Below are 25,577 nucleotides of genomic sequence, written 5' to 3' on the forward strand. Positions count from 1 at the left end.
TTTAGTCTTTCGTCACGACGGTCAGCGGCATGCCTGTTGAAACATGCCAGCAGCTGCCTGATATTTTTTTCGAGCGGTACATCGCTTCATCGGCTTTTTCCAGTAACTCTTTAGCGCTGTGTGCCTGTGAAGGTGACAGCGCGATACCAATACTCAGCGAAACATCCAGCGTCTTGTTGTTGAGCAATATCACCGGCGTTTTCATGGTATCGACAATGCGTTCGGCAAAGGCCACCGATTCGGCGGTAGAGTTCATCGGGTCAAGCAGAATGGCAAACTCATCGCCACCCAGGCGCGCCAGCACATCGCCTTCGCGCAGGGTCTTTGACAGACGTTCGCCAATCACCATCAGCACCCGATCCCCCGCCGCATGGCCGAGTGAATCGTTGATCTCTTTGAAGTTATCGACATCAATAAACAGCAGTGCCAGAGACAGCGGCGGGCGCATCGGATTGAAGCACTGATTGAGGGTATCAATAAAGAACGCGCGATTATGCAGACCGGTCAGGCCGTCGTGCAACGCTTTTTTGGTCAGGGATACGTTCTCGTTTTTCATGTGATTTTCCCAGGCTTCCAGTTCCGTCAGCAGGCTGTTGAAGTCCTGACTCAGCGTATGCAGTTCGGCAACCGGCGCGGAAGGGACGCGCAGATTAAAGGAGCGGTTGGCGCTCACTTCGTGGGTAACCCGCGTGATATGACCGAGTGCGTCCACGATGCCTTTTTGCATCCGCCGCGAGAAATAGAGCGCAACCAGCGCCGTCAGAACCAGGCAGCCAATCAGGCTGAGCACTGTTTCCAGCAGGAAGCCGAGCAGGCTGGTGCCGTTGCCGGTAAGCCAGACGGTGCCGATCACCGAGCCGGAATGAATCACCGGCAGCGTCACCGGATCCGGGAAAGCAAGATGTCCGATGAACTGCCCCAGTTTGTCCCAGTTCCCTTCCGTCGGGCGTTGCCATTCGGCGAAGGTATTGCCCGCCGGGGTCAGGATTTTCGCCTGCGAGAAATCTCCCCGATCGGCAATGAAAATCAGCGAATCATGGGCGGCAGAGGCATCGTTAAACACCAGCGCGGCTTCTGTGGTGTAGCTGATCGCACGCGCGGTCAGCTGCAGATTACTTTCCGCATGTGAGCGCAGGGCAATCAGCGCCAGTAAAGTCAGTAAAAAGCCCGCCAGGCCGATCGCCGTCAAAATCACAATAACGTGGATGCGGTTGAGCGCAGCGCCCAGGGTTTTACGCGGGCGCGGCTGTTCAACCTCAGGAACAGGAATAGTTTTATTCTTCATCGTTACTCCTTTTCCCTGGCAAGTTGTAATACGGCGGGATTTACCCGCACGCCGCTGCGTGACAGCGTATCCAGGTTCAATTTAAACCCGGTATGTTGAGGGGTGATCACCAGACAAAAGGCATTGAGTAATGCACAACCGTCATCCTGCTCACTGATGGTCAGTACCGCGTGGCCTGTGAGCCGCTGGTTTAAATCTGCCTGCTGTTCCGGCGAGGTGTAGCCGGAGTAAATGGCGTCACACTGCGTCGCCAGCATCGGGCTGTCGAAAGGGTAAGTCATCACGTTTAGCGGTCTGCCGGAGAAAGCACTGCCATCGGGCGTTAACTGCGCCGCAAATTTTACCGGGGGAATGATGCAAAGCCGCAACGCAGTTGAAGAGGCCTCCCCGGCGGGCCAGCGCGAATAGCTGAGGATCCCGTTAACGGTCTGGGCGACGCTCGCCTGCTGCGCCACGTCATCATGTGTTTCTGCCACGCTTTGCGTCAGCGGGGCGATAGTGAGAAAAATGAGCATGGCAAAGCCGTACATCGCCTTGAATAACCGGCGTTTATGCGTCTTCACTGACAGGCAAAAAGAATGTCGGGCTTTGTCCATGGGCTCGCTCTGCGATTCATCCGGTTAAAATTGTTTCACCGGCGTAAGAATAACTTTATCGGCAATACTTCTGAAAGCGTCAGTAAAAAATTTATCTGCCCGTAAACCGGCACAATTGTGCTGATTTGTTGACATGGAGGCAGACACAACAGGGAATACTGAAGAAGTCTTAATGTAATTCGTTTTCGCATTGTTTATTTATTGAACATATATTTTGCCTGGCTGAGCCGTTAAATAATCCAACTTGTTTGTATTTCAACCGTTAATTAAATAATAGTCACGGCGATAACAAATAATTCGTTAAGAATAATGTTATCAGCCTCTCCTTTTGATGAAATTAAATTGGAGAAAATGTTAATGGTTTGGAATTTAAAGGAATATTAGGCGGCTATTTTAGGATATTCGTGACCATGATCTCAAAGCCACGCGGTTACCCAGATTTTTATGCTGCGGATAGGTATCATGCCCGCATTAATGGTATGTTTTATCCGTCAGGATGGTTTTTTTGATGACGGGTGCAGTGAAAAAAACATCAACCATTCTGGGGAAAACGAATTACTTTATAAATAAGCATTGAGGGATTATGGATAACACAACTATTGGAACGCTGTCTAAAGAGTCAGTCAGTTCCTGGCGTAAAACCGATACCATGTGGATGTTGGGTTTGTACGGAACAGCAATTGGGGCAGGTGTTCTTTTCTTACCGATTAATGCCGGTATTGGCGGGTTAATACCGTTAATTATTATGGCTATCCTGGCATTTCCAATGACGTTTTTCGCTCACCGCGGATTAACCCGATTTGTTTTATCAGGGAAGAATGCCGGTGAAGATATTACCGAAGTGGTGGAAGAGCATTTTGGTATTTCCGCCGGTAAGTTAATTACGCTGCTTTATTTCTTCGCGATTTACCCGATCCTTTTGGTTTATAGCGTTGCTATCACCAATACCGTTGAGAGCTTTATTACTCATCAGATGCATCTGACAGCACCTCCGCGCGCATTATTGTCGCTGGTATTGTTGTTAGGCTTAATGACGCTGGTGCATTTTGGTCAGGATCTGATCGTCAAAGCGATGAGCATTTTAGTCTTCCCGTTCGTTGCGGTATTAATGGCGCTGGCGCTGTACCTGATCCCAAACTGGAACACCACAGTCTTTGAGAATGTCTCCCTGTCCGGTAACGGCGTAGGGCACGGCATGCTGATGACCCTGTGGCTGGTTATTCCGGTGATGGTGTTCTCCTTCAACCACTCGCCTATTATCTCTTCCTTTGCGGTCGCAAAACGTAAAGAGTACGGCGACGACGCTGAGAAAAAATGCTCACGCATTCTGGCATTTAGCCACATCATGATGGTGCTGACGGTGATGTTCTTCGTCTTCAGCTGCGTCCTGAGCCTCTCTCCGGCAGACCTGATGGAAGCCAAAGCGCAGAACGTTTCTATTCTGTCGTATTTAGCCAACCATTTCTCTAACCCGGTGATTGAATATATCGCTCCATTTATTGCCTTTATTGCAATTACCAAATCTTTCCTCGGCCATTATCTGGGTGCACGTGAAGGTTTTAACGGCATGGTGATTAAATCACTGCGCAGCAAAGGGAAAACAATTCCATTACCTAAGCTCAACCGTTATACCGGCATCTTCATGTTAGTCACTGCCTGGGCGGTTGCCACGCTCAACCCAAGTATTCTGGGTATGATTGAAACCCTCGGCGGCCCGATTATTGCGATGTTATTATTCCTGATGCCTATGTATGCCATTCGTAAAGTCCCGGCAATGAGAAAATACAGCGGCCACATCAGTAATGTTTTCGTGGTAATTATGGGTCTGATTGCCATGTCAGCCATTGTATTTAGCCTGATTGGTTAATCATTAAAACCGAAATAAAGTGAGCGGGAATATTCCCGCTCGCTGTTTCCTGCACCTCTTTTCCTGTTATTTCCCGTAATCCTATTCAGACATGGAGTCCACCGTGATCAGCGTCTTCGATATTTTCAAAATTGGTATTGGTCCTTCCAGTTCGCATACTGTTGGCCCGATGAAAGCCGGGAAAATATTCACTGATGAACTTATTTCTTTAGGTCATCTCGCACAGACCACCCGCGTGGTGGTAGATGTTTACGGGTCTTTATCTTTGACCGGTAAAGGTCACCACACCGATCTGGCCATCATTATGGGGCTGGCCGGAAATATGCCGGATGACGTTGATATTGATGCGATTCCTGGGTTTATTCGTCAGGTTGAAACCACCGGACGTCTGATGCTCGGCAAGGGCGCCAAAGAGGTCGATTTCCCGGCGAATTCAGGCATGAATTTCCACACCGGTAATCTGCCGCTGCATGAAAACGGCATGTCCATCAGCGCCTTTAACGGCGATGATCTGCTGTACACACAAACGTATTACTCCATTGGCGGCGGCTTTATCGTCGAAGCCAGCAAATTTGGGCTACAGGATGAAAACCCTGTCGTGCGTCCGTATCCGTTCCGCTCGGCCAGTGATTTGCAAAAACACTGCACCGACACCGGCCTGTCGCTCTCCGCGCTGATGCTGCAAAACGAACTGGCGGGCCATTCGCGCGTGGAAATCAGCGAACATTTTGCGGCGATCTGGAATGTCATGAGCGAGGGCATTACCCGCGGAATTCACACCGAAGGGCTGCTGCCGGGGCCGATGAAAATCAACCGCCGCGCCGCCGCGCTGCGCCGCATACTGGTGACGCAGGACAAAAATAATGTCGACCCGATGGGCGTGGTGGACTGGATCAATATGTACGCGATGGCGGTGAACGAAGAAAATGCCGCCGGTGGCCGCGTGGTCACTGCACCCACTAACGGCGCGTGCGGCATCATTCCTGCGGTGCTGACCTATTACGATCAGTTTATCCGCCCGATAAGCCCTGATTCTTACAGCCGTTTCTTCCTCGCATCAGGCGCGGTCGGCATTCTGTTTAAGATGAATGCGTCAATTTCCGGTGCAGAAGTCGGTTGTCAGGGCGAGGTCGGCGTGGCCTGTTCCATGGCGGCAGCGGGTCTGACCGAGTTGCTGGGCGGCAGCACCGCGCAGGTATTTATGGCGGCAGAAATCGCGATGGAGCACCACCTCGGGCTGACCTGCGATCCGCTGGCCGGACAGGTTCAGGTGCCGTGCATCGAACGTAATGCCATCTCTGCGGTGAAAGCGGTCAACGCATCGCGTATGGCACTGCGCCGCACCAGCGAGCCGCGCGTGTGTCTCGATAAAGTTATCGAAACCATGTACGAAACCGGTAAGGACATGAACTCAAAATACCGTGAAACGTCTACCGGTGGTCTGGCGATAAAAGTCCTGGCTTGTAACTGATCTCTTTCCTTCATATTTCCTAAAAGGCGGGAAACCGCCTTTCTCGTCTCCTTCCCGATTTTCCTCCTGTGCTATGTTTTGGTTATCAAAAAATTTATGTACTCCCTCAAAACACCTGGAAAACAGTTAAAAGGAAACGTCCGGCATGTCTAAATTTTTCATGAATGACCGCAAGGCTCTGATTAACGATGTTATCGAAGGGGTGATCCTGACCTCTCCCTACAAAAATCTGGCAAAACTGGACATCGATCCGGCCATTCGCGTCGTTGTGCGGCGCGACTGGGATAAGAAAAAAGTTGCGCTGATCTCCGGCGGTGGCTCGGGCCACGAACCGGCGCACGTCGGGTTTATCGGCAAAGGGATGCTGACCGCGGCGGTATGCGGCGAAGTGTTCGCCTCGCCGAGCGTCGATGCGGTGCTGAACGCGATCGTGGCGGTCACCGGCAAAGCGGGCTGTCTGCTGATCGTCAAAAACTACACCGGCGACCGTCTGAATTTCGGTCTGGCCGCTGAGAAAGCCAAAGGCATGGGCTATAACGTCGAGCTGGTGATGGTGTCTGACGACATTTCCCTGCCGGACAACAAGCAGCCGCGCGGCATCGCCGGTACAGCGCTGGTGCATAAAATTGCCGGTTACGCGGCAGAGCAGGGAAAATCTCTGAAAGATGTCACTAAAATCGCCCAGCAGGCGATTGATGCCACCGCCAGCATCGGCGTGGCGGCGGCCGGTTGCAGCCTGCCGGGTGGCGGAGAAGATGAAGAAGAACAACGTATCGAATCAGGCCACGTTGAGCTGGGTTTAGGCATTCACGGCGAGCCGGGTGTGTCGAAGATGAAGACCCAGAACAGCAAAAAAATCGTCGATACGCTGGTCGAAAAGCTCCAGCCGCATGTGAAGAAAAGCGACAAGCTGGCGGTACTGATCAACAACCTCGGCGGCGTTTCTCCGCTGGAGATGAGTCAGATTACCAAAGAAGTGGTGCATTCCGCGCTCGGCGGGTCGATCCGTTATCTGATTGGCCCGGCTTCGCTGGTCAGTGCGCTGGATATGAAAGGGTTTTCGCTCTCGGTGGTTGCGCTCAAAGGCGGCATTGAAGAAGCCCTGCTTGCAGAAGTGGAGGCGTCCGGCTGGCAGCCGCTGGTGAAGCTGGAAAAACTGGCGACCAAAAAAGGCAAGAAAATCAGCGATAAGAAAACGGTAAAAGCGTCTTCTAATGCGCAGGTCGGCAAGATCGTGGAAACCATTACCCAGACGCTTTCCGATCTCGAAGATGAGCTGAACAAACTCGACGCCAAAGTCGGTGACGGCGATACCGGTTCGACGTTTGCTACCGGTGCCCGTGATATCCAGAAACAGAACAAGGCGAAAAAACTGCCGCTGAACAATGTGGCGGATCTGCTCGGTGTAGTGGGCGATCGTCTTGCCGTCGTGATGGGCGGATCCAGCGGCGTGCTGATGTCGATCTTCTTTACCGCTGCCGGTAAAAAAGTGGAAGAGGGCGAAAAATTACCGAAAGCCTTACTGTTCGGGCTGGAGCGTATGAAGCATTACGGCGGTGCCGATCTCGGCGATCGCACCATGATCGACGCCCTGCAACCGGCGCTGGAAGCGCTGGGCAAAAAAGATGCCCTGAAAGGCGCGGCCAAAGCGGCGGCCAAAGGCGCGAAAGATACCGCCAGCATGAAGAAGGCCAACGCCGGCCGTTCTTCTTATCTGAGCAGTGACAGCCTGAAAGGGGTGAAAGATCCGGGCGCGGTGGCTGTCGAGAAAGTGTTTGAGGCGCTGGCGAAGAAATAAGTTTGCCGTAGTCATCTAAAAAGCCTGCCGGGAAACTGGTGGGCTTTTTTAATGACCTTTATGGCTAAATTTAGCGTTTAAGGGTCTTTTTTATGACCTTTAATTTATTTTTATTTTAAGGGGTATTATTCTGTCCTTTAGATGCTATATATTGGTTTAAGGGTCATTAAAAAGATCTATAAATTGGATGAATGAGCGATGCCGAAAGTTAATTATTATGCGATGACCGATGCTGCCATCGCTCAGGAAATTGGTCAGCGTCTCGAACAGATCCGTCTTGAGGCCAATATTCCGCAGCGCGTGATCCTGGAAGAACTGGGGATTTCGAAAGGGAGCTATCGTAATGCACTGAAAGGAAAAGCGAAATTTGAAGTCATCATCGGTATTCTGAGAATATTAGGCAAACTGGAAAATTTGGATAGCTTCCTGCCTCCCGCCCCCTTTAGTCCTATCGAACTGCTGAAATTAGAAGGTAAAAAGAGGCAACGTGCGGGATCGAAAAAAACGAATAAAACATCTGAAAATGGAGATTTAGGATGGTGAATCATTCTGTTGCGCGCGTCGAAATGTGGGGGCATTGGGTTGGAGCGCTGTCATATGATTCCAACACCGGTTTGTGTGCTTTTCAGTATGAAGACAGCTGGATCCGTCGTGGTATTGAAATTAGCCCGATAAAAATGCCCTTATCTTCGCAGGTTTATCAGTTCCCTGCGCTTGCCCGGGATACTTACAAAGGGTTGCCGGGGGCTTTTGCGGATACCTTGCCCGATGATTTCGGTAATGCGGTCATTGACGACTGGCTGGCAAGAACGGGGCAGGACAAAGCGCGGTTTTCAGCGCTTGAACGTCTTCTCTACACCGGCATCCGTGGAATGGGGGCGCTGGAATACCTGCCTGTCATTGACCGTGGACTCAATGCCGCCGACCAGTTAGACCTCAATAGTCTGGTTAAGATGGCGCAATCCGTTGTGAATCAGAGGGCTGGTCTGGAAGAGCATCTTGAAGAACCCGATGCTCAGAGTGCTTTCATGCATATTTTGCAGGTCGGGACCTCAGCGGGTGGCGCCCGCCCTAAAGCCGTCATTGGGATCAATCGGGAGCGTACAGAAATTCGTAGCGGTCAGGTTGATCTTCCCGCCGGATTTGAACATTACTTACTGAAGTTTGATGGTGTCGTCGAATCATCAAAGTCTAAAGAAACCTTCGGTGATCCGCAGGGGTTTGGACGAATGGAATTTGCTTATTACCTGATGGCTAAAGAAGCGGGGATCGCTATCTCGCATTGCGAATTGTTACCAGACGGGGATCGCGCACATTTTATGACTCAGCGCTTCGATCGTGAAGGCAACCGAAAAATTCACTATCAGTCTCTATGTGCAATGGACCATGCAGACTATAAGCAGCCAGGACACTACAGTTATGAGCAATTATTTACTCTGATGCGTGTGTTACGTCAAAGCCGAAGCGAAGCATTAGAACTGTATCGTCGAATGGTGTTTAACATCGTTGCCCGAAATCATGATGATCACACTAAAAATTTTGGATTTCTCCTTAACGAGCAGGTTCAGTGGAAGCTGGCTCCGGCGTTTGATATTGCTTACAGCTATAAACCCGGTTCGCCGTGGGTTAACTCTCATCAGATGTCGCTCAATGGCAAACGCGATAATTTTACACGGCAGGATCTGCTGGTGCCTGCGGCTTCTTTTCAAAAAGAAGCGAATCAAATCATCGACGAAGTGATCGACATTGTCAGCCAGTGGCCCCGGTTTGCTAAAGAAGCTGGAGTATTTCCTGTATTTGCTGATGAAATTCAAAAAAATCTGCGCCTTAAACTGTAGATTCACACGCTCAATGTCAGGCCTGCCGGGAAACCGGTGGGTTTTTTTAGTGCGAAAAGCAAAATTGATCTAAAACAAGTTATCGTCATTTGCCCGCCCGTGCCCCAGGCCACACCCGTATAATTTGCGGCCAATTATTTGCCGCCGACGAAGAACCTGTTTATGCCAATCAGCCTGATCCAACCCGATCGCACCCTGTTTTCTTATCCGCGTTACTGGGCCGAATGCTACGGCACTGCGCCGTTTTTCCCGATGACCCGTGAGGAAATGGATCAGCTCGGCTGGGACAGTTGTGATGTGATCGTGGTGACGGGCGATGCGTATGTCGATCATCCGAGTTTCGGTATGGCGATCGTGGGCCGTATGCTGGAGGCGCAGGGGTTCCGCGTGGGGATCATCGCGCAGCCGGACTGGAGTAACAAAGACGATTTCATGCGTCTTGGCAAACCGAATCTGTTTTATGGGGTGACCGCCGGCAACATGGATTCGATGATCAACCGCTACACCGCTGACCGAAAACTGCGTCATGACGATGCCTATACGCCTGATAACGTCGGCGGCAAGCGGCCTGATCGCGCCACGCTGGTCTACTCCCAGCGCTGCAAAGAAGCTTACAGCGACGTGCCGGTTTTGCTCGGCGGTATCGAAGCCAGCCTGCGGCGCATTGCGCATTACGATTACTGGTCCGATACCGTACGCCGTTCAGTGCTGGTGGATTCCAAGGCCGACATGCTGATTTATGGCAACGGCGAACGGCCCCTGGTGGAAGTGGCGCATCGTCTGGCGGCGGGCGAAGCGATCACTGACATTCATGATGTGCGCAATACCGCCGTGATGCGTAAAACCGCACTGATTGGCTGGAGCGGGGTGGATTCCACCCGCCTCGATAAACCGGGTCGTATTGAGCCGATCATGAACCCGTACGGCGAAGATTTGCCCTGTTCAGAAGGCGAACTGCCCGCACCCGACGCAGCGCAGCCGGTCACCGTTCGCGCGCCGAAACCGAAGCCGTGGGAAAAAACCTACGTGCTGCTGCCGTCATTTGAAAAAGTGAAGGGCGATAAAGTGCTGTACGCGCACACCTCGCGCATTTTGCATCACGAAACTAACCCTGGCTGCGCGCGTGCGCTGATGCAAAAACATGGCGATCGCTATGTGTGGATCAATCCACCGGCGATCCCGCTGTCTACTGAGGAAATGGATGCAGTGTTTGCGCTGCCGTTCCAGCGCGTGCCGCATCCGTCTTACGGAAAGGCCACCATTCCGGCGTACGACATGATCCGTTTCTCGATCAATATTATGCGTGGCTGCTACGGCGGCTGTTCGTTCTGTTCGATCACCGAACATGAAGGGCGGATCATTCAGAGCCGTTCGGAAGAGTCGATCGTCCGCGAAATCGAAGAGATCCGCGACAATGTGCCCGGTTTTACCGGTGTAATCTCCGACCTCGGTGGCCCGACGGCCAACATGTATATGCTGCGCTGCCAGTCGCCAAAAGCCGAACAAAGCTGCCGTCGCGCCTCCTGCGTGTATCCTGAAATTTGTACGCACATGGACACCAACCATGAGCCGACCATCAACCTTTACCGCCGCACCCGCAGCCTGAAAGGCATCAAGAAAATCCTGATCGCTTCTGGCGTGCGTTACGATCTGGCGGTGGAAGATCCGCGTTATATCAAAGAGCTGGCTGAACACCATGTGGGCGGGTATCTGAAGATCGCGCCGGAGCATACCGAAACCGGGCCGCTGTCGAAAATGATGAAACCGGGTATGGGCAGTTATTACCGGTTCAAAGAGCTGTTCGACAGCTATTCGAAACAGGCCGGGAAAGAGCAGTACCTGATCCCTTATTTCATCTCGGCGCATCCGGGCACGCGCACTGAAGATATGATCAATCTGGCGCTGTGGCTGAAGAAAAACCGCTTCCGGTTGGATCAGGTGCAAAACTTTTATCCGTCGCCGCTCGCCAGCGCCACCGCCATGTATTACAGCGGCAAGAATCCGCTCAATAAAGTCGATTACAAAAGTGAAGACGTGGTGGTGCCGAAGGGCGATCGTCAGCGCCGGTTGCATAAAGCGTTGCTGCGCTATCACGATCCGGTGAACTGGCCGGTGATCCGCGAAGCGCTGACCGCAATGGGCATGCGCCGTCTGATTGGCGTGCGCCCGGATTGTCTGGTGCCGCCGGACGGGTTTGATCCTCGTTTCGCTCCGCCTCGCTCGGGGATCGCACGGCCTGCGGCGACCCGCTTTACCGCATCGAAGGCACAGGATCCGGCAAGCGGATCAGGGAAAGCACGCGCGGGGAAAAAACCGGTCGCCGCAGGGCCGGCAACAGGAAAAGCCGGAAAACCGGCAGCACAGGGGAAAGGTGAAAACCGGGGAGTCAGTCGAGGTAAAAGACCGGTTTAAGATCGTCACTTATCGGGCTGTTATCGGCATTGGCAGGCATCACGTCTGCCATATGCTTCCACCACTGCTGGCAGATGTCCGTTTTCGCCACCGCGTTCCATCTCTCTTCTGATTCAATTTCCACATAGCCAAACAGCAGATTGCGTTTTTCATCCAGAAAAATGCTGTAGTGATGCGCGCCGTGGGCTTTCAGCGTTTCTGCCAGTTCCGGCCAGATTGGCGAATGACGACGCTGATATTCGTCGTGCGCATTGGCGTTAACCTGCATCACGAAAGATTTACGGATCATGTTTTCTCCTGCCTGGTTTGCCCCCTCCCTCTTCGCGGAGGGAGGAGTAAAGAAATCGCCCCTGCTTTTTCACTCTTCGCAGAGAAAGGAGCTAAAAACTACATCGCCTTCAGATACAACTCGCGCACTTCTTCGCGTGTCGGCGCCCTCGGATTGCATGGCGCGCAAGGGTCTGCCAGCGCTTTGTCCAGCCAGCCTTCAATGTCGGCCTCCTGAATCCCCAGTGCTTTGAAACCGGACGGGATCCCCACTCGTGCCGACAATTGACGGATCGCATCAATGGCCGCGATGCTCGCCTGTGTTTCACTGATGCTTTGCGTATGTACGCCCATCGCGCGGGCGATATCAGCAAAGCGGTGCGGGGCAGAAGCGCGGTTAAATTCTTCGACGATCGGCAACAAAATCGCATTACAGACGCCGTGCGGCAAATTGTGCGTCGCGCCCGGCTGATGCGCCATAGCATGAACCAGGCCCAGACCGGCGCTGTTAAACGCCATGCCTGCCAGATATTGCCCCTGCGCCATTTTCTCACGCGCTTCCAGATTATCGCCGTGATCCACCGCTTTTGGCAGCCATTGGGTAATGGTTGAAATCGCGGCCAGCGCGGTCGGGTCCGTCAGCGGATGCGCGCCGAGTGACACATAGGCTTCAATGGCGTGGGTCAGCGCGTCCATGCCGGTGGCTGCGGTCACATCCGCCGGGATCTTCAGCATTACCGAAGGATCGTCCACGGCGATATCCGGGATCAGGTTGGCATCGATGATCACTTCTTTCACCTGACGCTGGCTGTCGATGATCACCGCATTGCTGGTGAGTTCTGCCGCTGTGCCCGCCGTGGTGTTGATGGCCACCAGAAAAACGCCCGGTTTAGTGACCTTGCCCACACCGGCATACATCGTGGCGGGCCCCGGATTGGCGGTCAGAATTTTAATGCCTTTGGCGGTATCAATCGGGCTGCCGCCGCCGAAAGCGATGAGGTAATCGCAATGATTGTCCTGAAACAGACGCAAGCCTTGATCAACATGGGCGGAGGTGGGATTGGGCACGACGCCACCGTACAGGGCGTAGGGCAATTCTGCTTTTTTGAGTGCGTGGAATAAACTATCAAGCAGGCCGAGTTCGACTAACTGGCCGTCGGTAACGATCAGCGCTTTGCCCGGTTGTCGGGTTGCCAGCATCGCCACCATATCTTCGATTGCGCCCTGGCCGTGGAGGCTGATTTTAGGAAGTGCCAACATAAAACTCATAAAAAATCCCTCTAAGAGTAAATAGAACTGATGTTCTGTGTGGCGATGCTCCCGGGTCTTTGCCCGTTCTTGCTACGGGGAACATCCTCTGTTCCCCGTGCAGGATTTATCCTGTCCGGAGCAGCAACCGCCGGATCAGGCTTTCAGTGCCGCCTCGAAAGGCGTGACCTCAAAACGTTTGCCGAGGGCAATCAGTTCGTCGGTCTGAATGGTCTGTTTCATGCCCCCCATGGAAATCACTTTGACCAGAATTTCTGCCGATTTTTCGGCGGTGTCGATCAGGCCAAAGGCGTCATCCAGCGTCGGACCGCAGCCGAAGATACCGTGGAACGCCCACAGCACCAGGCTGTGATGTTGCATCTGATCGGAAGTGGCGGCGCCAATGCCGTCGGTGCCCGGCACCATCCACGGCACAATGCCCACGCCGTCGGGGAACACCACCAGACATTCGGTGCTGCATTCCCACAGCTTGCGGGTGATTTTGGCGCTGTCGAGTTCCAGCACGTAGGTCAGTGCGATCAGGTTGGTGGCGTGACAATGCATGATCACCCGGTCCTGCCCGTTGGTGACACGTTTACGTACGGCGTGAGATTGCAGGTGTGACGCCAGTTCCGAGGTCGGCAGGCCGCCTGCGGTCAGGCCCCACAGAATTTTGTAGCTGGCGCCTTTGTCATCGAGCTGAATCACGGTCAGCGCTTCCGAAGGGGCGAGCTGCACGTTACGGAAGAACTTCCCGGAACCGGTGACGATGAAGTATTCATTCGCCAGATCCGGTGCATGTTGAGTCAGTTCCACCGTGCGGGGCTGGGCGTAAAAATCATTTTTGTAGGGGGCAATATCTTCCGGTAACAAACGCATGCTGACGTTACCGCCGTTACGCTCATCCCAGCCTTTCAGCCACATATCTGTGGTTGCTTTAACCATGCCCTGTACAAACCACGCGCTAAATAATGTTTTCATCAGTTCTTTCCTGCGAATAAGGTGAATGCGTTTCTGGTGTGATAATCGATGGTTAACGTTTTGCCAGCACGCTGGTTTCGTAGTGGCGGACGGCATCCAGCCACTGGCCGCCCACCGGCACGTCATGACGCTGGCAATACATGTCCCAGACCGCCTGCCACGGCAGCGATTTCTGTTCTTCCAGCAGGGCCAGGCGCGCAGTGTAATCGCCTTCGGTTTCCAGCTTTTTCAGTAATTCGGTGGGCTCCAGCAGGGCTTTCAGCAGTGCTTTTTTCATGTTGCGCGTGCCGATAACCCAGGCGGCGATGCGGTTGATGGATGCATCGAAGAAATCCAGCCCGATATGCACGCGGTTGAACAGATTGTGACGAACGATTTCGCTGGCGATGGCCTGCGTTTCGTCGTCGAGCAGCACCACGTGGTCGCTGTCCCAGCGCACAGGGCGGCTGACGTGCAGCAGCAGGCGCGGCACATACAGCATGGCGGCGGAAATTTTGTCGGAAATCACTTCGGTCGGGTGGAAGTGACCGGCATCGAGGCACAGCGCAGTGCCGCGGCTGGCGGCGTACCCGAGATAGAATTCGTTAGAGCCGACGGTGTAGCTTTCAGAACCGATGCCGAACAATTTGCTTTCGACCGCGTCGATGTGTTCGGTGAGCTCAAACTTCTCAGAAATCACTTCATCAAGCGCACTCATCAGGCGCTGGCGCGGTGCCAGACGATCGACGGTGACGTCTTTCATGCCGTCCGGCACCCAGATATTCATCACTGACGGCGTGCCGAGCGCGCGGCCAAACGAGGCGGATACGCGGCGGCTGGCCTGACAATGTTCGATCCAGAACTGACGGACTTCAGGGTTGGCGCTGGAAAGAGTAAATCCGTCGGCGCTCATCGGGTGTGAAAAACATGACGGGTTGAAATCCAGACCCAGTTTGTTTTTCTTCGCCCAGTCTACCCAGCCGGTAAAATGCTTCGGTTCGATTTCGTTACGCGGCACCGGCGTGTCGGATTCCAGATAAATAGCGTGCAGGTTCAGACGATTAGGGCCGGGGATCATGGAGATCGCCAGTTCTAAATCTGCCCGCAGTTGCTGCGCATTTCGCGCTTTGCCGGGATAGTTGCCGGTCGCCTGGATCCCCCCGGTCAGGCCGCCTTCCGGGTTCTCAAAGCCCGCGACGTCATCCCCCTGCCAGCAATGGATGGAAACCGGCAGAGTATCGAGTTGGGTGATTGCGGCTTCGGCATCAATGCCCAGCTGCGCAAAGCGTTCTTTAGCAAGCGTCCATGCGTGATCGATAGATGAAGTCATACAGCGAGCTCCTCATTGACGTGACAGAGCGCCTCAAAACGGCGCCAGTGAATAGCGAAATCCGCGTGAACACGGGGAATGTAATGGTGCTGTTCGAAGTTCGAGGCCACGATACGACGAAATTCAGCGGTGTCTTTAACGGCGTTGAGCGCCATCAGCTGGCAGCCGATATTGCCGAGCGTAGAGGCTTCAACCGGCCCGGCGCTGACGTTGACCTGACAGACGTCGGCACACAGCTGGTTAAGGAACTGGTTCTGGCTGCCGCCGCCAACAATATGGATATCTTCCAGCGGCGCGCCCTGTAAATCAGCCAGTTGCAGCGCGATTTTGCGATACAGCATGGCCAGACTGTCGAAAATACAACGCGCCAGTTCGGCCGGTGATTCCGGCACCGGTTCGCCAGCCTGCTGGCAGGCTTCGCGGATGGCATTGACCATCGACGGCGGATTGATAAAGCGGTCTTCGTTCGGATTGATCAGGTAAGTGAACGGGGGAATGTTTTTTGCCAGTGTGATCAGTGAAGGCAAATCCTGAATCCCCAGTTCCCGGCAAACCCGCTGGAACAGCCACAGCCCCATAATGTTGCGCAGCACCCGATAACTGTCGTTGATGCCGCCTTCATTGGTGATGTTGTCGTGCAGCGCCTTCGTCTGATTAAACGCTTTCGGACTTTCGATGCCCATCAGCGACCAGGTGCCGGAGCTGAGATAGGCGCTGTGCGGGCCGGTCAGCGGTGCGGCGACCACGGCGCTGGCGGTATCATGCGAAGCGACGCTGATAACCGGCACGCTGCGCCCGCGCGGGCTGTGCCAGACTCCCTTTGAGTTTCCCGGTTGCGTCGGTTTTTGCAGCCAGCGGCGTGGAACACCCGCCAGTTTCAGCAGATCCTTATCCCAGTCACCGGTGGTGATATTCAGCATTTGCGTGGTGCTGGCGTTGGTATATTCCCAGTTCAGCGCGCCCGTCAGGCGGTAATGGAAATAGTCGGGGATCATCAGCAGATGTGCGGCTGTGTTCACGACTTCGGGCTGTTGTTCGGTCAGCGCCCGTAACTGATAAAGCGTGTTGAACGGCATAAACTGGATGCCGGTTTTCTGATAAATGGTGTGGCGGCCTGCCTGCTTTTCCATCCGCGCCATGACGCCGTCGGTGCGGCTGTCGCGATAGGCCACGGCTAAACCCACCCGCTGGCCCTGTTCGTCGAGCAGCACGTAATCCACCCCCCAGGTATCGATGCCAATACCATCGAGCGGGACGCCGGAAGAATCCAGACGGTTCAGTCCTTCCAGAATGTGCTTCTCAAGGTCATCCAGATCCCAGGTATCGTGGCCGTCAACGTGCTTCAGAGTATTTGGAAAACGGTGAATTTCTGTCAGCGTCAGCGTTGCGGCTGAATCGGGATCCTGGCGGGTAAACGTGGCCAGCATTACACGGCCGCTGGAGGCACCGAGGTCAATAGCGGCAAGATGGTGAGTTCTCATAGCGGCCATTCCTTGTTGAATATGCTGGCCAGTGTAGGGGACGTGGGGCGGGGGCACCTTCCGGTGATTGCCACGGGTTTTAACCGGATGGCAGCATTAAAAAGGTAGATGCGAGGCAGATCACAGTTCAGCCCAAAGACCTGCTGACGGCGGTGATGAAAACGGCAGGTAACGCGAACACAGCGATTGTGATCCTCGCCGCAGATCTGCATCACCACAGGTCGAATCTTGAAAAAATGACCGTTTATGCCGTTTTTAGCGCCGCGGTTTGAAGGTAAGACGGCGTGGCACAGGGTAGGGTGGGTTCCCCGAAGCACATGAATGTCTAAACCGGAGGCGATCCAATGACGTTACTGAAGGGTGATGATTATTTTGCGGCACCTGAGCTGACGGTGACCGTTGAGCGACGTCTTCCGCAAAGTGTATTCCCGGAGCACTACCACGATTTTCACGAGATTATGCTGGTGGAAAGCGGCTCCGGCGTGCACATCTTTAATGACAATCCCTATACGCTGACGGCCGGCACCGTGTGTTTTGTGCGCGCAAGTGATCACCATTTGTTTGAAAACGTGGAGAATCTGCGGCTCACCAACGTCCTTTTCCGTTCGCCAAAAGCATTCCGTTTTATTCAGGACGTCGGCCATTTTCTGCCACAGGAGCATCATTATCAGGCGCAGATCCACTGGCAACTCAGCCCGCACGTGGTCGTGCAGGTGCTGGAGTGTATAGCGCAGCTGGAAGCGCTGCCGGACAGCATTGAAATGGAGCATATCGCCACGCGTGAAAGCCTGTTCCTGCAGTTGCTGATCCTGCTTTATCAGGATTGTTTCCAGCCACAATTGCGAGACACCTCTGAAAACAAAGTCAATCAACTGTTGCAATGGCTCCAGTCACATTACAGTGAAGAAGTTAACTGGACTGAAGCCGCAGACCGTTTTTCTCTGGCGCTGCGCACCCTGCACCGGCAGATGAAGCATTACACCGGCCTGACGCCACAACGGTATCTCAACCGTCTGCGTTTGCTGGAGGCGCGCCGTCGTTTACATCACAGCGATCAGAGCATTACCGATATCGCCTATGCCTGCGGGTTCAGTGACAGTAACCATTTTTCGACGCAGTTCCGTCGGGAATTTTCGGTGTCGCCAAAACTCATGCGTGACCAGTTACGTTAAGCGGCACCTCTCGCGGCCTCAGGAATTATCTGCCTGAGCCGCCTCGTTTATTTTGTGGTCAAACGGGTTGAGATTGCTGCTATGTCGCTGAAACTGAATAAAAATGATTTCTTTCTGACCGGAATGAATTCCGTCGTGGTGGCAGAGCGCCATCCTCAGGCGGATTTTCCCAGTCACGACCACGATTTTGACGAGCTGGTGATTGTCTGGCGCGGCAATGGTGTCCACATCTGGAACGATATCCCTTATCCCATCACCTGCGGCGATCTGTTTTATATCAACGCCAAAGACCGACACAGCTATGAATCCGTCAATATGCTGGCCCTGGATAACGTGTTGTATTGCCGTGAGCGTTTCGGGCTGGCGGCCGACTGGGCGCACCTGTTGCCCGGCGAAAGTGTCAGTCAGGAACAGCGTTACTGGCGGCTGAGTACGCTGGGCATGTCGGTGCTGCGCGATAAAGTCGATGAGCTGGCGAAAGAGTGCATGAAATCTGAGGCGCTGTCGGTGCAACTCAGTGAGGCTTTGCTTATGCAGCTGGCGCTGTTGCTGCTGCGCTTTCGTCATCAGCCCGACAGCGGCGTGCTGCCGGATGCCCATCAGCTGGATTTATTGCTGATGGCGCTGCGGGCAGGTATTTCAGCCCCTTTCCATCTGGAAACGTTTTGCCGTCAGCATCAGCTCAATCCCCGCGCTCTGCGCGCTTTGTTCAAGCAGCATACCGGCATGAGTGTGACCCATTACCTGCGCCAGTTGCGGATTTGCCGGGCGATGAGTTTGCTGCGTTATGGCAACATGGCGATAAGCGATGTGGCTGCGGAATGCGGCTTTGATGACAGTAATTACTTTTCGGTGGTGTTTAACCGCGCCTGTGGCGTTTCGCCGCGTGATTACCGGCAACGCTTTACCGGCCATGTAGTCAAATCGCCGGAAGGGGAATACGCCGAGGTAAACCGCCTCTGAAGGCCGATGATAAGCATGTTAAAACAATAAATTAGGATGGCGTGTCGGTGAGGCGTTCACGGTTTAATGGCGGGAAGATCAGCAGAGGTTTGGCAGGTGTATAGTGCTATAGGATTATCTTTATGTTTCATTTTTTTCTGAAACTCAGAAAAGCATTCTGAGTCATTGAACAATACAAACAGAATTGAAAATCACCTCTCTCCAGACATTAATTAGAATAAAGCGATGATTTACTTTTCTATGGTCCTCTTTTATCTGCTGCGGATATGAATGGTTATGCATTAAAGATGAATGCCTGCCCAAAGCTGATAAATTTGAGTGGGCAGGAAAGTCAAAGGGATAACATTAATAACAATAAGCGTATTGTTATTAATGTTACTTTCAGGCCATTTTCTCTTCACTCAACGTCTGCTGTTGTTCAGTCACTTCCCAGGCATAAAGTATTTTATTGCGGCCACTGTTTTTAGCGTTATACAGCGAGACATCAGCCTGACTGAGAGCATTATTAAAATCTCCCTCTTCCAGCGCGGCCAGCCCTGCGCTCACCGTGACATGGGTGGATACCTCGGCGTTAAACAGATGCGGAATATTCAGACCCAGCACTTTATTTTGGATCCGCTCGGCCATGCGGATGGCGTGTTCCTGTTTAACGTTAGACATCAGCACCAGAAACTCTTCCCCGCCGTAGCGGACGACCACATCGCGCGAACGCACGGCGTCGCGAATGGCTGCGGAGACCCTGACCAGCGCCTGATCGCCCATGCTGTGGCCGTAATTGTCGTTGTAAGCTTTAAAGTGATCGATATCGAGCAACATCACATAATGACCCGAGGCCTGACTCAGCAGGCCTTCCAGCTTATTCTGTAACCCGCGCCGGTTGTACAGGCCGGTCAGTGGATCAAGCATACTGAGATCGCTGAATTTTTCCCTTTCGCTGTACAGGTTTGACAGCATCCGGCGGGTAAACTCATCGCTGCGCCGCAGCATCAGATGGTGCAGCCACAACCCAATCAGCGGCAGGGAGACGGAAAACATGATGCGGCCGATGTGCTGAAAATCATCTAAAAAGACCACGCACAGAGTGGAAGGTACCGCGTGGAGGCAAAAAGCGAGAAAATTATCAGACAGCGCAATGGCGCTGATAAAGAAAATACTGAGTAAACTCACCAGAAGGTAGTTTTTATCTAAATGCCCGACTTCTTCAAACCGCAAAGCAATTAACCACGCCCACAGTAATCCGATAATGACAGAGCACATATTCAAATGAGCAGAGTAATTTTTCTTTGTGAAAAAAGAAAATACTAAACCTGCACAGCAGAGTACAAAGATCAGAACCAGCGGGAAAGGAGTGGAAACCGCATTATCCGGCGGATCAACCATAGAAAATAGCGCAGTAGCACTATTTAAAAAAAAGAATAGCAACATAACCAGTCGATGTTTGCTTTTTAGCAACTCATCATAGGAATGAGATATCATCAAATTCACTCTATTTATTGTGTTTGTTGTCTGAATAGATAAAGAATCTTATCGCCCAATGCCGTTAATTAAATCCTTACAGGCAGGCCAATGGTTTTAATGCGTAATTATTAGATTTCTATGAATGTATTTTTCATGCGTATTTTTTAAGGCGTTAAAACTAGCACTTTTGTACGCAGGTGTCACCTCGCCAGGGGCGTGCGCAGCAAATAGATGGTAAATGAGAAAAAATCCTATATGATATTGGTTCTCATTATCATTGTTTGGAGCAGGGTTATGATAGCGGCGATTGTCATGGCATGTGGGATCTGGGCGGTTGTGTGGGTGCTGGGTAAGCGTCTGACCAGCGGCTGGGGCGTTTTATTGCCTTGTGCACTGATGCCGTTGCTGGCGATGGCACATATGACGCTCGATCAGCTCCGCGTACTGGTCGTGGTCGCGATGCTGGTTACCCTGGTGATGCTTTTTCACCGGACATTGCGCCATTACATGTTGTTACCCTCATTTATGGCACTGGCGGGTGGTCTGGCCGCGGTGACGCTGAATTTTAGTCTATAGTCATAAGTGATTGTTATAAAAAAGGAACGAAAAGAGATGAAAAGCAGGAAACACAGTAAAGCCGCAGGGATTTTTTATTTTTTAAAAGCGAGAGAGTTAATGCAGGAAGGAAAAACCGGAGAACAGAATCATGTGGTGCGAAGAGAGGGACTTGAACCCTCACGTCCGTAAGAACACTAACACCTGAAGCTAGCGCGTCTACCAATTCCGCCACCTTCGCACAGATGAATTCTGCTTACTGCTTGATTTATATCACCGATTTGGTGCGAAGGGAGGGACTCGAACCCTCACATCCGAAGGACACTAACACCTGAAGCTAGCGCGTCTACCAATTCCGCCACCATCGCGTACCGTGCCGTGCAATATAAATCTTGTGATTGTATTGGTGCGAAGGGAGGGACTCGAACCCTCACATCCAAAGGACACTAACACCTGAAGCTAGCGCGTCTACCAATTCCGCCACCATCGCGTTCCAATTGATTACTGTGGTGACGCATTCATCAGAATGTCATCAGCAAGTAACACAACCACGGGGGCGAATTCTAGAGATTTTCCCACAGCCGTCAACAGTTATTTCCCCCATTGTGGACGTTTGATGTAAAAAACAGCATATCCGCAGTGAATAGATGAAGAGGTAACATTATCGTCAGGTTAATTGATGTTTTATTCAACAATGCCTGAGGATAACGGCCTGTGAACCGAATGCCTCCCAGGCTATGAAAACAGTGAGATAAGCCAGTCCAGCAGCGCGCGGATCCTCGGTGCCAGAAAGCGTCCGGGCGGGTACATTATGTACAGCGGCATCGGCGGTGGCGGGTACTCCGGCAGCACCTCAATCAGCGTTCCCTGCGCCAGTTCCTGTGCAATGGCCAGTTTCGAAGCCTGAATCAGTCCAAACCCTGCTTTTGCCGCCGCCACGTAGGCATCGGCACCGCTGACGGTCAGGGTGGCGGGGAGCATAATTTTTTCCGTATTGCCGCCAACCCTGAACTCGAGATGCGTTTCGGCCCGCTGATGGGCAAAAAAATAGCCAACCGCCTGATGTGATTGCAGATCGGCCAGCGTCTGAGGTGTGCCGCGTAACGCGAGATAGGCCGGTGAAGCGCAGGTCAGTTGCACCAGATCGGTGAGATGACGCGATTGCAGATTGTCATCTTCCGACGGCCAGGCGCGCAGAACGCAGTCCACGCCCTGATCCAGCAAATTGATGGCATTATCATTAGCGCTGAGGATCAGGTTGATCTGTGGATACCGTTGATAAAATGCACTCAGCGCCGGGATCACCCGTTCGCGTGCCAGCGAGTGCGGCATATCGATGCGCACAATGCCCGAGGGCTGATTTTTGTGATGGGCGAATAACGTATCGGTTTCTTCCAGAGCGGCCAGTAAATGCAGGCAGCGCTGATAATAAATTTTCCCTTCGTCGGTAATTTTCACCTGACGGGTGGTGCGTAAAAACAGCCGGACGCCGAGCCGCTGTTCCAGCCGTTTGAGCGTGGTGCTGACGGTGGCGCGGGGGATGTCGAGGTCTTCCGCCGCGCGGCTGAAACTTTCCAGCTCTGCAATACGGATGAAAATTTTCATAGCCTGAATCTGATCCATATCACTCCCGGCGATGGCTGGTGGCTTTCTATTGTTCGTGAATTCTGAACAGTGTTGCACGTTTACGCGGATTTATCTTTTCCGGCACAACAACCACACTTCATTTCGTCACTCCCCCCCATTCATATCAAAAGGAAAGTCAGATGAAACAACGTCAGCTTGGAAAAAATGGCCCGCTGGTCTCCGCGCTCGGTTTAGGTTGCATGGGTATGAGCGATTTTTACACCACCGGTCAGGACGAAAAAGCGTCACTGGAAACGCTTGAACGGGCGCTCGAACTTGGCGTGACCCTGTTAGATACCGCCGATATGTACGGGCCGCATACCAACGAGGAGTTGCTCGGCCGCTTTCTGAAAGGCCGTCGCGAGAACGTCTTTCTGGCCACCAAATTCGGCATCGTGCGTGATGCTTCCAATCCGCAGGCGCGCGGTACAAACGGCCATCCCGACTACGTGCGTCAATCCGTGGAAGGCAGCCTGAAACGTCTGGGAACCGACGTTATCGATCTCTATTATCAGCACCGCCCCGATCCTGCCGTGCCGGTAGAAGAGACGATCGGCGCGCTGGCGGATCTGGTGCGTGAGGGCAAGATCCGTTATATCGGCCTGAGCGAAGTGTCGGTGAGCATTCTGGAACGTGCGCACAGCGTTCATCCGATCACGGCGCTGCAAACGGAGTATTCGCTGTGGTCGCGGGATGTGGAGGCAGATATTTTACCGGCGTGTGAACGGCTGGGTATTGGATTTGTGCCGTATAGCCCGCTGGGGCGAGGTTTTCTGACCGGTCAAATCCGTTCGATTGACGATCTGGATGCAGACGATTACCGTCGCGACAGCCCGCGTTTTCAGGGGGAGAACTTCGCGAAGAATCTGCAACTGGCGGAGAGAATTGCTGAGCTGGCGCAGGAAAAAGGGATAAAACCGTCGCAGCTGGCGCTGGCCTGGGTATTGTCGCGTGGCGACAACATGGTGCCGATCCCTGGCACCAAACATCGTCATTATCTTGAGGAAAACATCGCCGCGCTTGATGTCTCCCTGAGTGAAGCCGAAATCGCGGCGATCGAAGCAGTATTTCCTTTCCGCGCCGCAGCAGGCGAACGCTACAACGCAGAAATGATGCGCATCCTCAGTGTCTGACTGATTAACGTCTTTTCTTTTTCGAATCGCGCGGCGCACGGCCACGAACGGCTTTATACACTTTGAAGCGGCCGTTTTGGGCCAGCACTTCATGGCTGCCAAAAGCATCATCAAGCAGCGCGGCATAAGGCAGGAAGGCGTTAGCCACAATGCGCAGTTCGCCGCCGATATTCAGATGGCTGATTGCGCCACGGATCAGCTGCTCAGACGCATGCAGGCTGGTTTGCAGCCCTTCATGGAACGGCGGATTGGAAATGATCATATCGAAACGGCCATCAATGTCTGAATAGACGTTGCTGGCAATCACTTCGCCGTCCAGTCCGTTGGCGGCAAGCGTGGCGCGGCTGGCTTCGATAGCGGCTGCGCTCACATCGCTGAGCGTGATTTTCATCTTCGGCGAGTAAGTCGCCAGAACAGAGGCCAAAACGCCTGAACCGCAGGCGATATCCAGAACTTTGCCTTTCACCGGCTCTTCAAACGTGTTGATCAACAGCAGGCTTCCGCTGTCCAGACCTTCACGGCTGAATACGCCCGGCAGGGTTTTGATGGTCACTTCTTCGACCATATATTCATCCCACCAGCCGTCAGCATCAAATTCAGGCTGTTTTTCCAGACGGCCATGATACAAACCACAGCGGCGGGCGCTGTCGATTTTGCTCAGTTCACACAGGCCTTCCAGCGTGGTTTCCGCGCTGCGCACGCCGCTGCGGTTTTCGCCGATGACAAACACGTCGATGCCAACCGGCATCTGCGACAGCAGATTAAACAGCTGGAATTTGGCTTCGAGTTTGCTCTTAGGCCAGTAATAAATCAGCACATCGCAAGGGGCGATAAGATCTGCGTCGGCGAGTAAACCGAACTGTACGTTGTCGCCCAGCGCTTTGCTGAGCATCTGCCCGTGGTGATACATATTGGTGTGGACGCGGACTTCTTCGGCGTCAATTTCAGCAGGCAGGCTGTCTTGTAAGTCGCCGGCGAACAGGACGCGGCGGCCTTCAAATTCTTCGCTATGGCGCAGTATGACTTCACTGGCCGGAGTTAATGCAGACATCAGGATAAGGCTCCTCAGGGTTTGGCCCGCGATTATATACTCTTCGTCCCTGATTGAGTAATCGAGCTTTATTGGCGCATGTTCCGTGTGTTTGCTAGCATAGCCGGGCTTTTCGCACTTCAACGGGCAGGGATCAGGCATGGCATCCAGAAGAGATACGTTGTTACAACAACTGGGCATCACCCAGTGGACGCTGCGTCGGCCTGCGGTTTTACAAGGCGAAGTCGCCGTCAGCCTGCCTGCAGACACCCAATTACTGATTGTCGCAGACGTTCCGCCGGCTGAAGATGATCCGCTGGTGTGCGATGTTCTGCGCAGCCTGGCGCTGACCGGACAGCAGGTTTACCGCCTGACGCCGGAACAGGTGACGATGTTACCTGAAGATACCCGCTGCAACGTCTGGCGACTGGGGGTAAATGAACCTCTGCCGCTCACCGGTACGCAGTTATCCAGCCCGGCTCTGGCCGAGCTTTATCAAGATGCCGGCGCCAAACGCGCGCTGTGGCAGCAGATTTGTGAAAATGAACCCGATTTCTATCCTGACGCCCGCTGATCTTCCCCGCGCATTCCAGATCGAACAGGCCAGCCATGCTTTTCCGTGGACTGAAAATACGCTTGCCAGCAATCAGGGCGAGCGCTATCTGAACCTTAAAATCATGCAGGGTGAAGTGATGGCCGGTTTCGCCATCACTCAAATCGTCCTCGACGAAGCGACGCTGTTCAACATCGCCATCGATCCGGCCTTCCAGCGCCAGGGCTTAGGCCGCACGTTGCTGGAAGAGGTCATACAACAGCTTGAGCAGAAAGACGTTTTCACCCTCTGGCTGGAAGTGCGTGCTTCTAACGCCAAAGCCATTGCGTTGTACGAAAGCCTCGGCTTTAACGAACTCTCTGTTCGCCGCAACTACTATCCTGCCGCCCAGGGGCGTGAAGATGCCATTATGATGGCGCTGCCGCTGGGATAGAGCACAAAAAAACCATTGATTGCCCATCCCGACTAAATCAGTGAAAATAGCCGGCTATAACTTTTATTACCGCTTTGCCTGACGTCTCCTTCTGACGTGAT

The 25,577-nt window shown here is 53.2% G+C and carries 23 protein-coding genes and 3 tRNA genes; 13 read left to right on the top strand and 13 right to left on the bottom strand.

Translation table 11 applies throughout. The features are described from left to right. Position 1 precedes the first annotated feature (1 nt). Both ACQZQY_RS08095 and ACQZQY_RS08100 read right to left on the bottom strand, forming a co-directional pair. Entirely contained in the window at positions 2-1,285 is a 1,284-nt protein-coding gene (locus tag ACQZQY_RS08095; protein WP_056776596.1) for a diguanylate cyclase domain-containing protein, read from the bottom strand. Positions 1,286-1,287: 2 nt separating this feature from the next. Next, a complete protein-coding gene (locus tag ACQZQY_RS08100) occupies positions 1,288-1,881 on the bottom strand; it encodes a YfiR family protein (protein ID WP_431296906.1) in 594 nt (197 codons plus the stop codon). A 583-nt stretch (positions 1,882-2,464) separates the two neighbouring features. On the opposite strand from ACQZQY_RS08100, the gene ACQZQY_RS08105 reads away from it, so the two are divergent. The 6 genes from ACQZQY_RS08105 to ACQZQY_RS08130 all read left to right on the top strand — a co-directional run bounded on the left by ACQZQY_RS08105 (position 2,465) and on the right by ACQZQY_RS08130 (position 11,267). Beyond that, entirely contained in the window at positions 2,465-3,748 is a 1,284-nt protein-coding gene (locus tag ACQZQY_RS08105; protein ID WP_056776603.1) for an HAAAP family serine/threonine permease, read from the top strand. Between the two features lie 103 nt (positions 3,749-3,851). Then, positions 3,852-5,219 (top strand): L-serine ammonia-lyase, encoded by a 1,368-nt coding sequence (locus tag ACQZQY_RS08110; protein WP_431296907.1) that lies wholly within the window; start codon positions 3,852-3,854, stop codon positions 5,217-5,219. Between the two features lie 145 nt (positions 5,220-5,364). Then, a complete protein-coding gene (locus ACQZQY_RS08115) occupies positions 5,365-7,017 on the top strand; it encodes a dihydroxyacetone kinase subunit DhaK (RefSeq protein WP_431296908.1) in 1,653 nt (550 codons plus the stop codon). Positions 7,018-7,215: 198 nt separating this feature from the next. Continuing rightward, positions 7,216-7,560 carry an XRE family transcriptional regulator gene (locus tag ACQZQY_RS08120; protein WP_122094280.1) on the top strand — a complete coding sequence of 115 codons (345 nt, stop codon included), beginning with the start codon at positions 7,216-7,218 and terminating at the stop codon, positions 7,558-7,560. After that, positions 7,554-8,855, top strand: a complete 1,302-nt coding sequence (locus ACQZQY_RS08125) for a type II toxin-antitoxin system HipA family toxin (RefSeq protein ID WP_431296909.1) — start codon at positions 7,554-7,556, stop codon at positions 8,853-8,855. Before ACQZQY_RS08120 ends, ACQZQY_RS08125 begins: the two co-directional genes overlap by 7 nt. 162 nt (positions 8,856-9,017) lie before the next feature. Continuing rightward, the gene (locus tag ACQZQY_RS08130; protein ID WP_431296910.1) at positions 9,018-11,267 is read left to right on the top strand and encodes a YgiQ family radical SAM protein; all 2,250 of its coding nucleotides are present in this window, start codon (positions 9,018-9,020) and stop codon (positions 11,265-11,267) included. On the opposite strand, the gene rhaM is transcribed toward ACQZQY_RS08130, so the two are convergent. The 5 genes from rhaM to rhaB all read right to left on the bottom strand — a co-directional run bounded on the left by rhaM (position 11,242) and on the right by rhaB (position 16,553). Next, positions 11,242-11,556: an L-rhamnose mutarotase gene (rhaM, locus tag ACQZQY_RS08135; RefSeq protein WP_056776618.1), complete on the bottom strand. Its 315-nt coding sequence runs from the start codon at positions 11,554-11,556 to the stop codon at positions 11,242-11,244. The genes ACQZQY_RS08130 and rhaM overlap by 26 nt on opposite strands. A 98-nt stretch (positions 11,557-11,654) precedes the next feature. Continuing rightward, positions 11,655-12,803 carry a lactaldehyde reductase gene (gene fucO / locus ACQZQY_RS08140; RefSeq protein WP_431296911.1) on the bottom strand — a complete coding sequence of 383 codons (1,149 nt, stop codon included), beginning with the start codon at positions 12,801-12,803 and terminating at the stop codon, positions 11,655-11,657. 135 nt (positions 12,804-12,938) lie between these two features. After that, positions 12,939-13,763 (bottom strand): rhamnulose-1-phosphate aldolase, encoded by an 825-nt coding sequence (rhaD, locus tag ACQZQY_RS08145; protein WP_056776624.1) that lies wholly within the window; start codon positions 13,761-13,763, stop codon positions 12,939-12,941. 52 nt (positions 13,764-13,815) lie between these two features. After that, positions 13,816-15,072 carry an L-rhamnose isomerase gene (locus tag ACQZQY_RS08150; RefSeq protein ID WP_431296912.1) on the bottom strand — a complete coding sequence of 419 codons (1,257 nt, stop codon included), beginning with the start codon at positions 15,070-15,072 and terminating at the stop codon, positions 13,816-13,818. Continuing rightward, positions 15,069-16,553: a rhamnulokinase gene (gene rhaB / locus ACQZQY_RS08155; protein WP_431296913.1), complete on the bottom strand. Its 1,485-nt coding sequence runs from the start codon at positions 16,551-16,553 to the stop codon at positions 15,069-15,071. Before rhaB ends, ACQZQY_RS08150 begins: the two co-directional genes overlap by 4 nt. A 344-nt stretch (positions 16,554-16,897) precedes the next feature. On the opposite strand from rhaB, the gene rhaS reads away from it, so the two are divergent. Beyond that, positions 16,898-17,725 carry an HTH-type transcriptional activator RhaS gene (gene rhaS, locus ACQZQY_RS08160; RefSeq protein ID WP_056776633.1) on the top strand — a complete coding sequence of 276 codons (828 nt, stop codon included), beginning with the start codon at positions 16,898-16,900 and terminating at the stop codon, positions 17,723-17,725. Between the two features lie 81 nt (positions 17,726-17,806). Beyond that, positions 17,807-18,688, top strand: a complete 882-nt coding sequence (gene rhaR / locus ACQZQY_RS08165; protein ID WP_431296914.1) for an HTH-type transcriptional activator RhaR — start codon at positions 17,807-17,809, stop codon at positions 18,686-18,688. A gap of 381 nt (positions 18,689-19,069) precedes the next feature. On the opposite strand, the gene ACQZQY_RS08170 is transcribed toward rhaR, so the two are convergent. Further along, positions 19,070-20,164: a GGDEF domain-containing protein gene (locus ACQZQY_RS08170; RefSeq protein WP_183848499.1), complete on the bottom strand. Its 1,095-nt coding sequence runs from the start codon at positions 20,162-20,164 to the stop codon at positions 19,070-19,072. A gap of 276 nt (positions 20,165-20,440) precedes the next feature. Here ACQZQY_RS08170 and ACQZQY_RS08175 point away from each other — a divergent pair, with 276 nt between their 5' ends. Together ACQZQY_RS08175 and ACQZQY_RS08180 are read left to right on the top strand one after the other, a co-directional pair. Beyond that, on the top strand, positions 20,441-20,722 hold the full coding sequence (locus ACQZQY_RS08175) for a DUF1435 domain-containing protein (RefSeq protein ID WP_056777204.1): 282 nt from the start codon (positions 20,441-20,443) through the stop codon (positions 20,720-20,722). 36 nt (positions 20,723-20,758) lie between these two features. Beyond that, positions 20,759-20,893 (top strand): hypothetical protein, encoded by a 135-nt coding sequence (locus ACQZQY_RS08180; protein ID WP_256370236.1) that lies wholly within the window; start codon positions 20,759-20,761, stop codon positions 20,891-20,893. Here ACQZQY_RS08180 and ACQZQY_RS08185 read toward each other — a convergent pair. From ACQZQY_RS08185 to ACQZQY_RS08200, 4 genes are all read right to left on the bottom strand, one after another. Next, positions 20,856-20,942 (bottom strand) — tRNA-Leu (locus ACQZQY_RS08185). The two genes, ACQZQY_RS08180 and ACQZQY_RS08185, sit on opposite strands and share 38 nt — an antisense overlap. 41 nt (positions 20,943-20,983) lie before the next feature. Continuing rightward, a tRNA-Leu gene (locus tag ACQZQY_RS08190) sits at positions 20,984-21,069 on the bottom strand. A gap of 36 nt (positions 21,070-21,105) precedes the next feature. After that, positions 21,106-21,191: transfer RNA gene (locus ACQZQY_RS08195), tRNA-Leu, on the bottom strand. A 245-nt stretch (positions 21,192-21,436) separates the two neighbouring features. Then, positions 21,437-22,324 carry a LysR family transcriptional regulator gene (locus tag ACQZQY_RS08200; RefSeq protein WP_431296915.1) on the bottom strand — a complete coding sequence of 296 codons (888 nt, stop codon included), beginning with the start codon at positions 22,322-22,324 and terminating at the stop codon, positions 21,437-21,439. A 143-nt stretch (positions 22,325-22,467) separates the two neighbouring features. Here ACQZQY_RS08200 and ACQZQY_RS08205 point away from each other — a divergent pair, with 143 nt between their 5' ends. Beyond that, positions 22,468-23,460, top strand: a complete 993-nt coding sequence (locus ACQZQY_RS08205; RefSeq protein ID WP_431296916.1) for an aldo/keto reductase — start codon at positions 22,468-22,470, stop codon at positions 23,458-23,460. Positions 23,461-23,464: 4 nt separating this feature from the next. On the opposite strand, the gene rsmC is transcribed toward ACQZQY_RS08205, so the two are convergent. Then, the gene (gene rsmC, locus ACQZQY_RS08210; RefSeq protein WP_056776643.1) at positions 23,465-24,511 is read right to left on the bottom strand and encodes a 16S rRNA (guanine(1207)-N(2))-methyltransferase RsmC; all 1,047 of its coding nucleotides are present in this window, start codon (positions 24,509-24,511) and stop codon (positions 23,465-23,467) included. 139 nt (positions 24,512-24,650) lie between these two features. Between rsmC and ACQZQY_RS08215 the strand changes: the two genes are divergently transcribed. Together ACQZQY_RS08215 and rimI are read left to right on the top strand one after the other, a co-directional pair. Continuing rightward, positions 24,651-25,064, top strand: a complete 414-nt coding sequence (locus ACQZQY_RS08215) for a DNA polymerase III subunit psi (RefSeq protein WP_056776646.1) — start codon at positions 24,651-24,653, stop codon at positions 25,062-25,064. Then, the gene (rimI, locus tag ACQZQY_RS08220; RefSeq protein ID WP_421670583.1) at positions 25,033-25,476 is read left to right on the top strand and encodes a ribosomal protein S18-alanine N-acetyltransferase; all 444 of its coding nucleotides are present in this window, start codon (positions 25,033-25,035) and stop codon (positions 25,474-25,476) included. Before ACQZQY_RS08215 ends, rimI begins: the two co-directional genes overlap by 32 nt. Positions 25,477-25,577: the final 101 nt, after the last annotated feature.

This window comes from Rahnella sp. PAMC25559 (assembly GCF_050632365.1).
GTDB lineage: Bacteria > Pseudomonadota > Gammaproteobacteria > Enterobacterales > Enterobacteriaceae > Rahnella > Rahnella rivi.

Excerpts from the sequence above, each read along its gene's own strand:
- rimI (WP_421670583.1), top strand. The coding sequence starts at position 25,033 with ATGAACCCGATTTCTATCCTGACGCCCGCTGATCTTCCCCGCGCATTC.
- rhaD (WP_056776624.1), bottom strand. The coding sequence starts at position 13,763 with ATGAAAACATTATTTAGCGCGTGGTTTGTACAGGGCATGGTTAAAGCA.
- ACQZQY_RS08180 (WP_256370236.1), top strand. The coding sequence starts at position 20,759 with ATGAAAAGCAGGAAACACAGTAAAGCCGCAGGGATTTTTTATTTTTTA.
- rhaB (WP_431296913.1), bottom strand. The coding sequence starts at position 16,553 with ATGAGAACTCACCATCTTGCCGCTATTGACCTCGGTGCCTCCAGCGGC.
- ACQZQY_RS08100 (WP_431296906.1), bottom strand. The coding sequence starts at position 1,881 with ATGGACAAAGCCCGACATTCTTTTTGCCTGTCAGTGAAGACGCATAAA.
- ACQZQY_RS08115 (WP_431296908.1), top strand. The coding sequence starts at position 5,365 with ATGTCTAAATTTTTCATGAATGACCGCAAGGCTCTGATTAACGATGTT.
- rhaM (WP_056776618.1), bottom strand. The coding sequence starts at position 11,556 with ATGATCCGTAAATCTTTCGTGATGCAGGTTAACGCCAATGCGCACGAC.
- rsmC (WP_056776643.1), bottom strand. The coding sequence starts at position 24,511 with ATGTCTGCATTAACTCCGGCCAGTGAAGTCATACTGCGCCATAGCGAA.
- ACQZQY_RS08125 (WP_431296909.1), top strand. The coding sequence starts at position 7,554 with ATGGTGAATCATTCTGTTGCGCGCGTCGAAATGTGGGGGCATTGGGTT.
- ACQZQY_RS08215 (WP_056776646.1), top strand. The coding sequence starts at position 24,651 with ATGGCATCCAGAAGAGATACGTTGTTACAACAACTGGGCATCACCCAG.
- ACQZQY_RS08205 (WP_431296916.1), top strand. The coding sequence starts at position 22,468 with ATGAAACAACGTCAGCTTGGAAAAAATGGCCCGCTGGTCTCCGCGCTC.
- ACQZQY_RS08170 (WP_183848499.1), bottom strand. The coding sequence starts at position 20,164 with ATGATATCTCATTCCTATGATGAGTTGCTAAAAAGCAAACATCGACTG.
- ACQZQY_RS08105 (WP_056776603.1), top strand. The coding sequence starts at position 2,465 with ATGGATAACACAACTATTGGAACGCTGTCTAAAGAGTCAGTCAGTTCC.
- fucO (WP_431296911.1), bottom strand. The coding sequence starts at position 12,803 with ATGAGTTTTATGTTGGCACTTCCTAAAATCAGCCTCCACGGCCAGGGC.
- ACQZQY_RS08120 (WP_122094280.1), top strand. The coding sequence starts at position 7,216 with ATGCCGAAAGTTAATTATTATGCGATGACCGATGCTGCCATCGCTCAG.
- rhaS (WP_056776633.1), top strand. The coding sequence starts at position 16,898 with ATGACGTTACTGAAGGGTGATGATTATTTTGCGGCACCTGAGCTGACG.
- ACQZQY_RS08175 (WP_056777204.1), top strand. The coding sequence starts at position 20,441 with ATGATAGCGGCGATTGTCATGGCATGTGGGATCTGGGCGGTTGTGTGG.
- ACQZQY_RS08095 (WP_056776596.1), bottom strand. The coding sequence starts at position 1,285 with ATGAAGAATAAAACTATTCCTGTTCCTGAGGTTGAACAGCCGCGCCCG.
- ACQZQY_RS08130 (WP_431296910.1), top strand. The coding sequence starts at position 9,018 with ATGCCAATCAGCCTGATCCAACCCGATCGCACCCTGTTTTCTTATCCG.
- ACQZQY_RS08150 (WP_431296912.1), bottom strand. The coding sequence starts at position 15,072 with ATGACTTCATCTATCGATCACGCATGGACGCTTGCTAAAGAACGCTTT.
- rhaR (WP_431296914.1), top strand. The coding sequence starts at position 17,807 with ATGTCGCTGAAACTGAATAAAAATGATTTCTTTCTGACCGGAATGAAT.
- ACQZQY_RS08200 (WP_431296915.1), bottom strand. The coding sequence starts at position 22,324 with ATGGATCAGATTCAGGCTATGAAAATTTTCATCCGTATTGCAGAGCTG.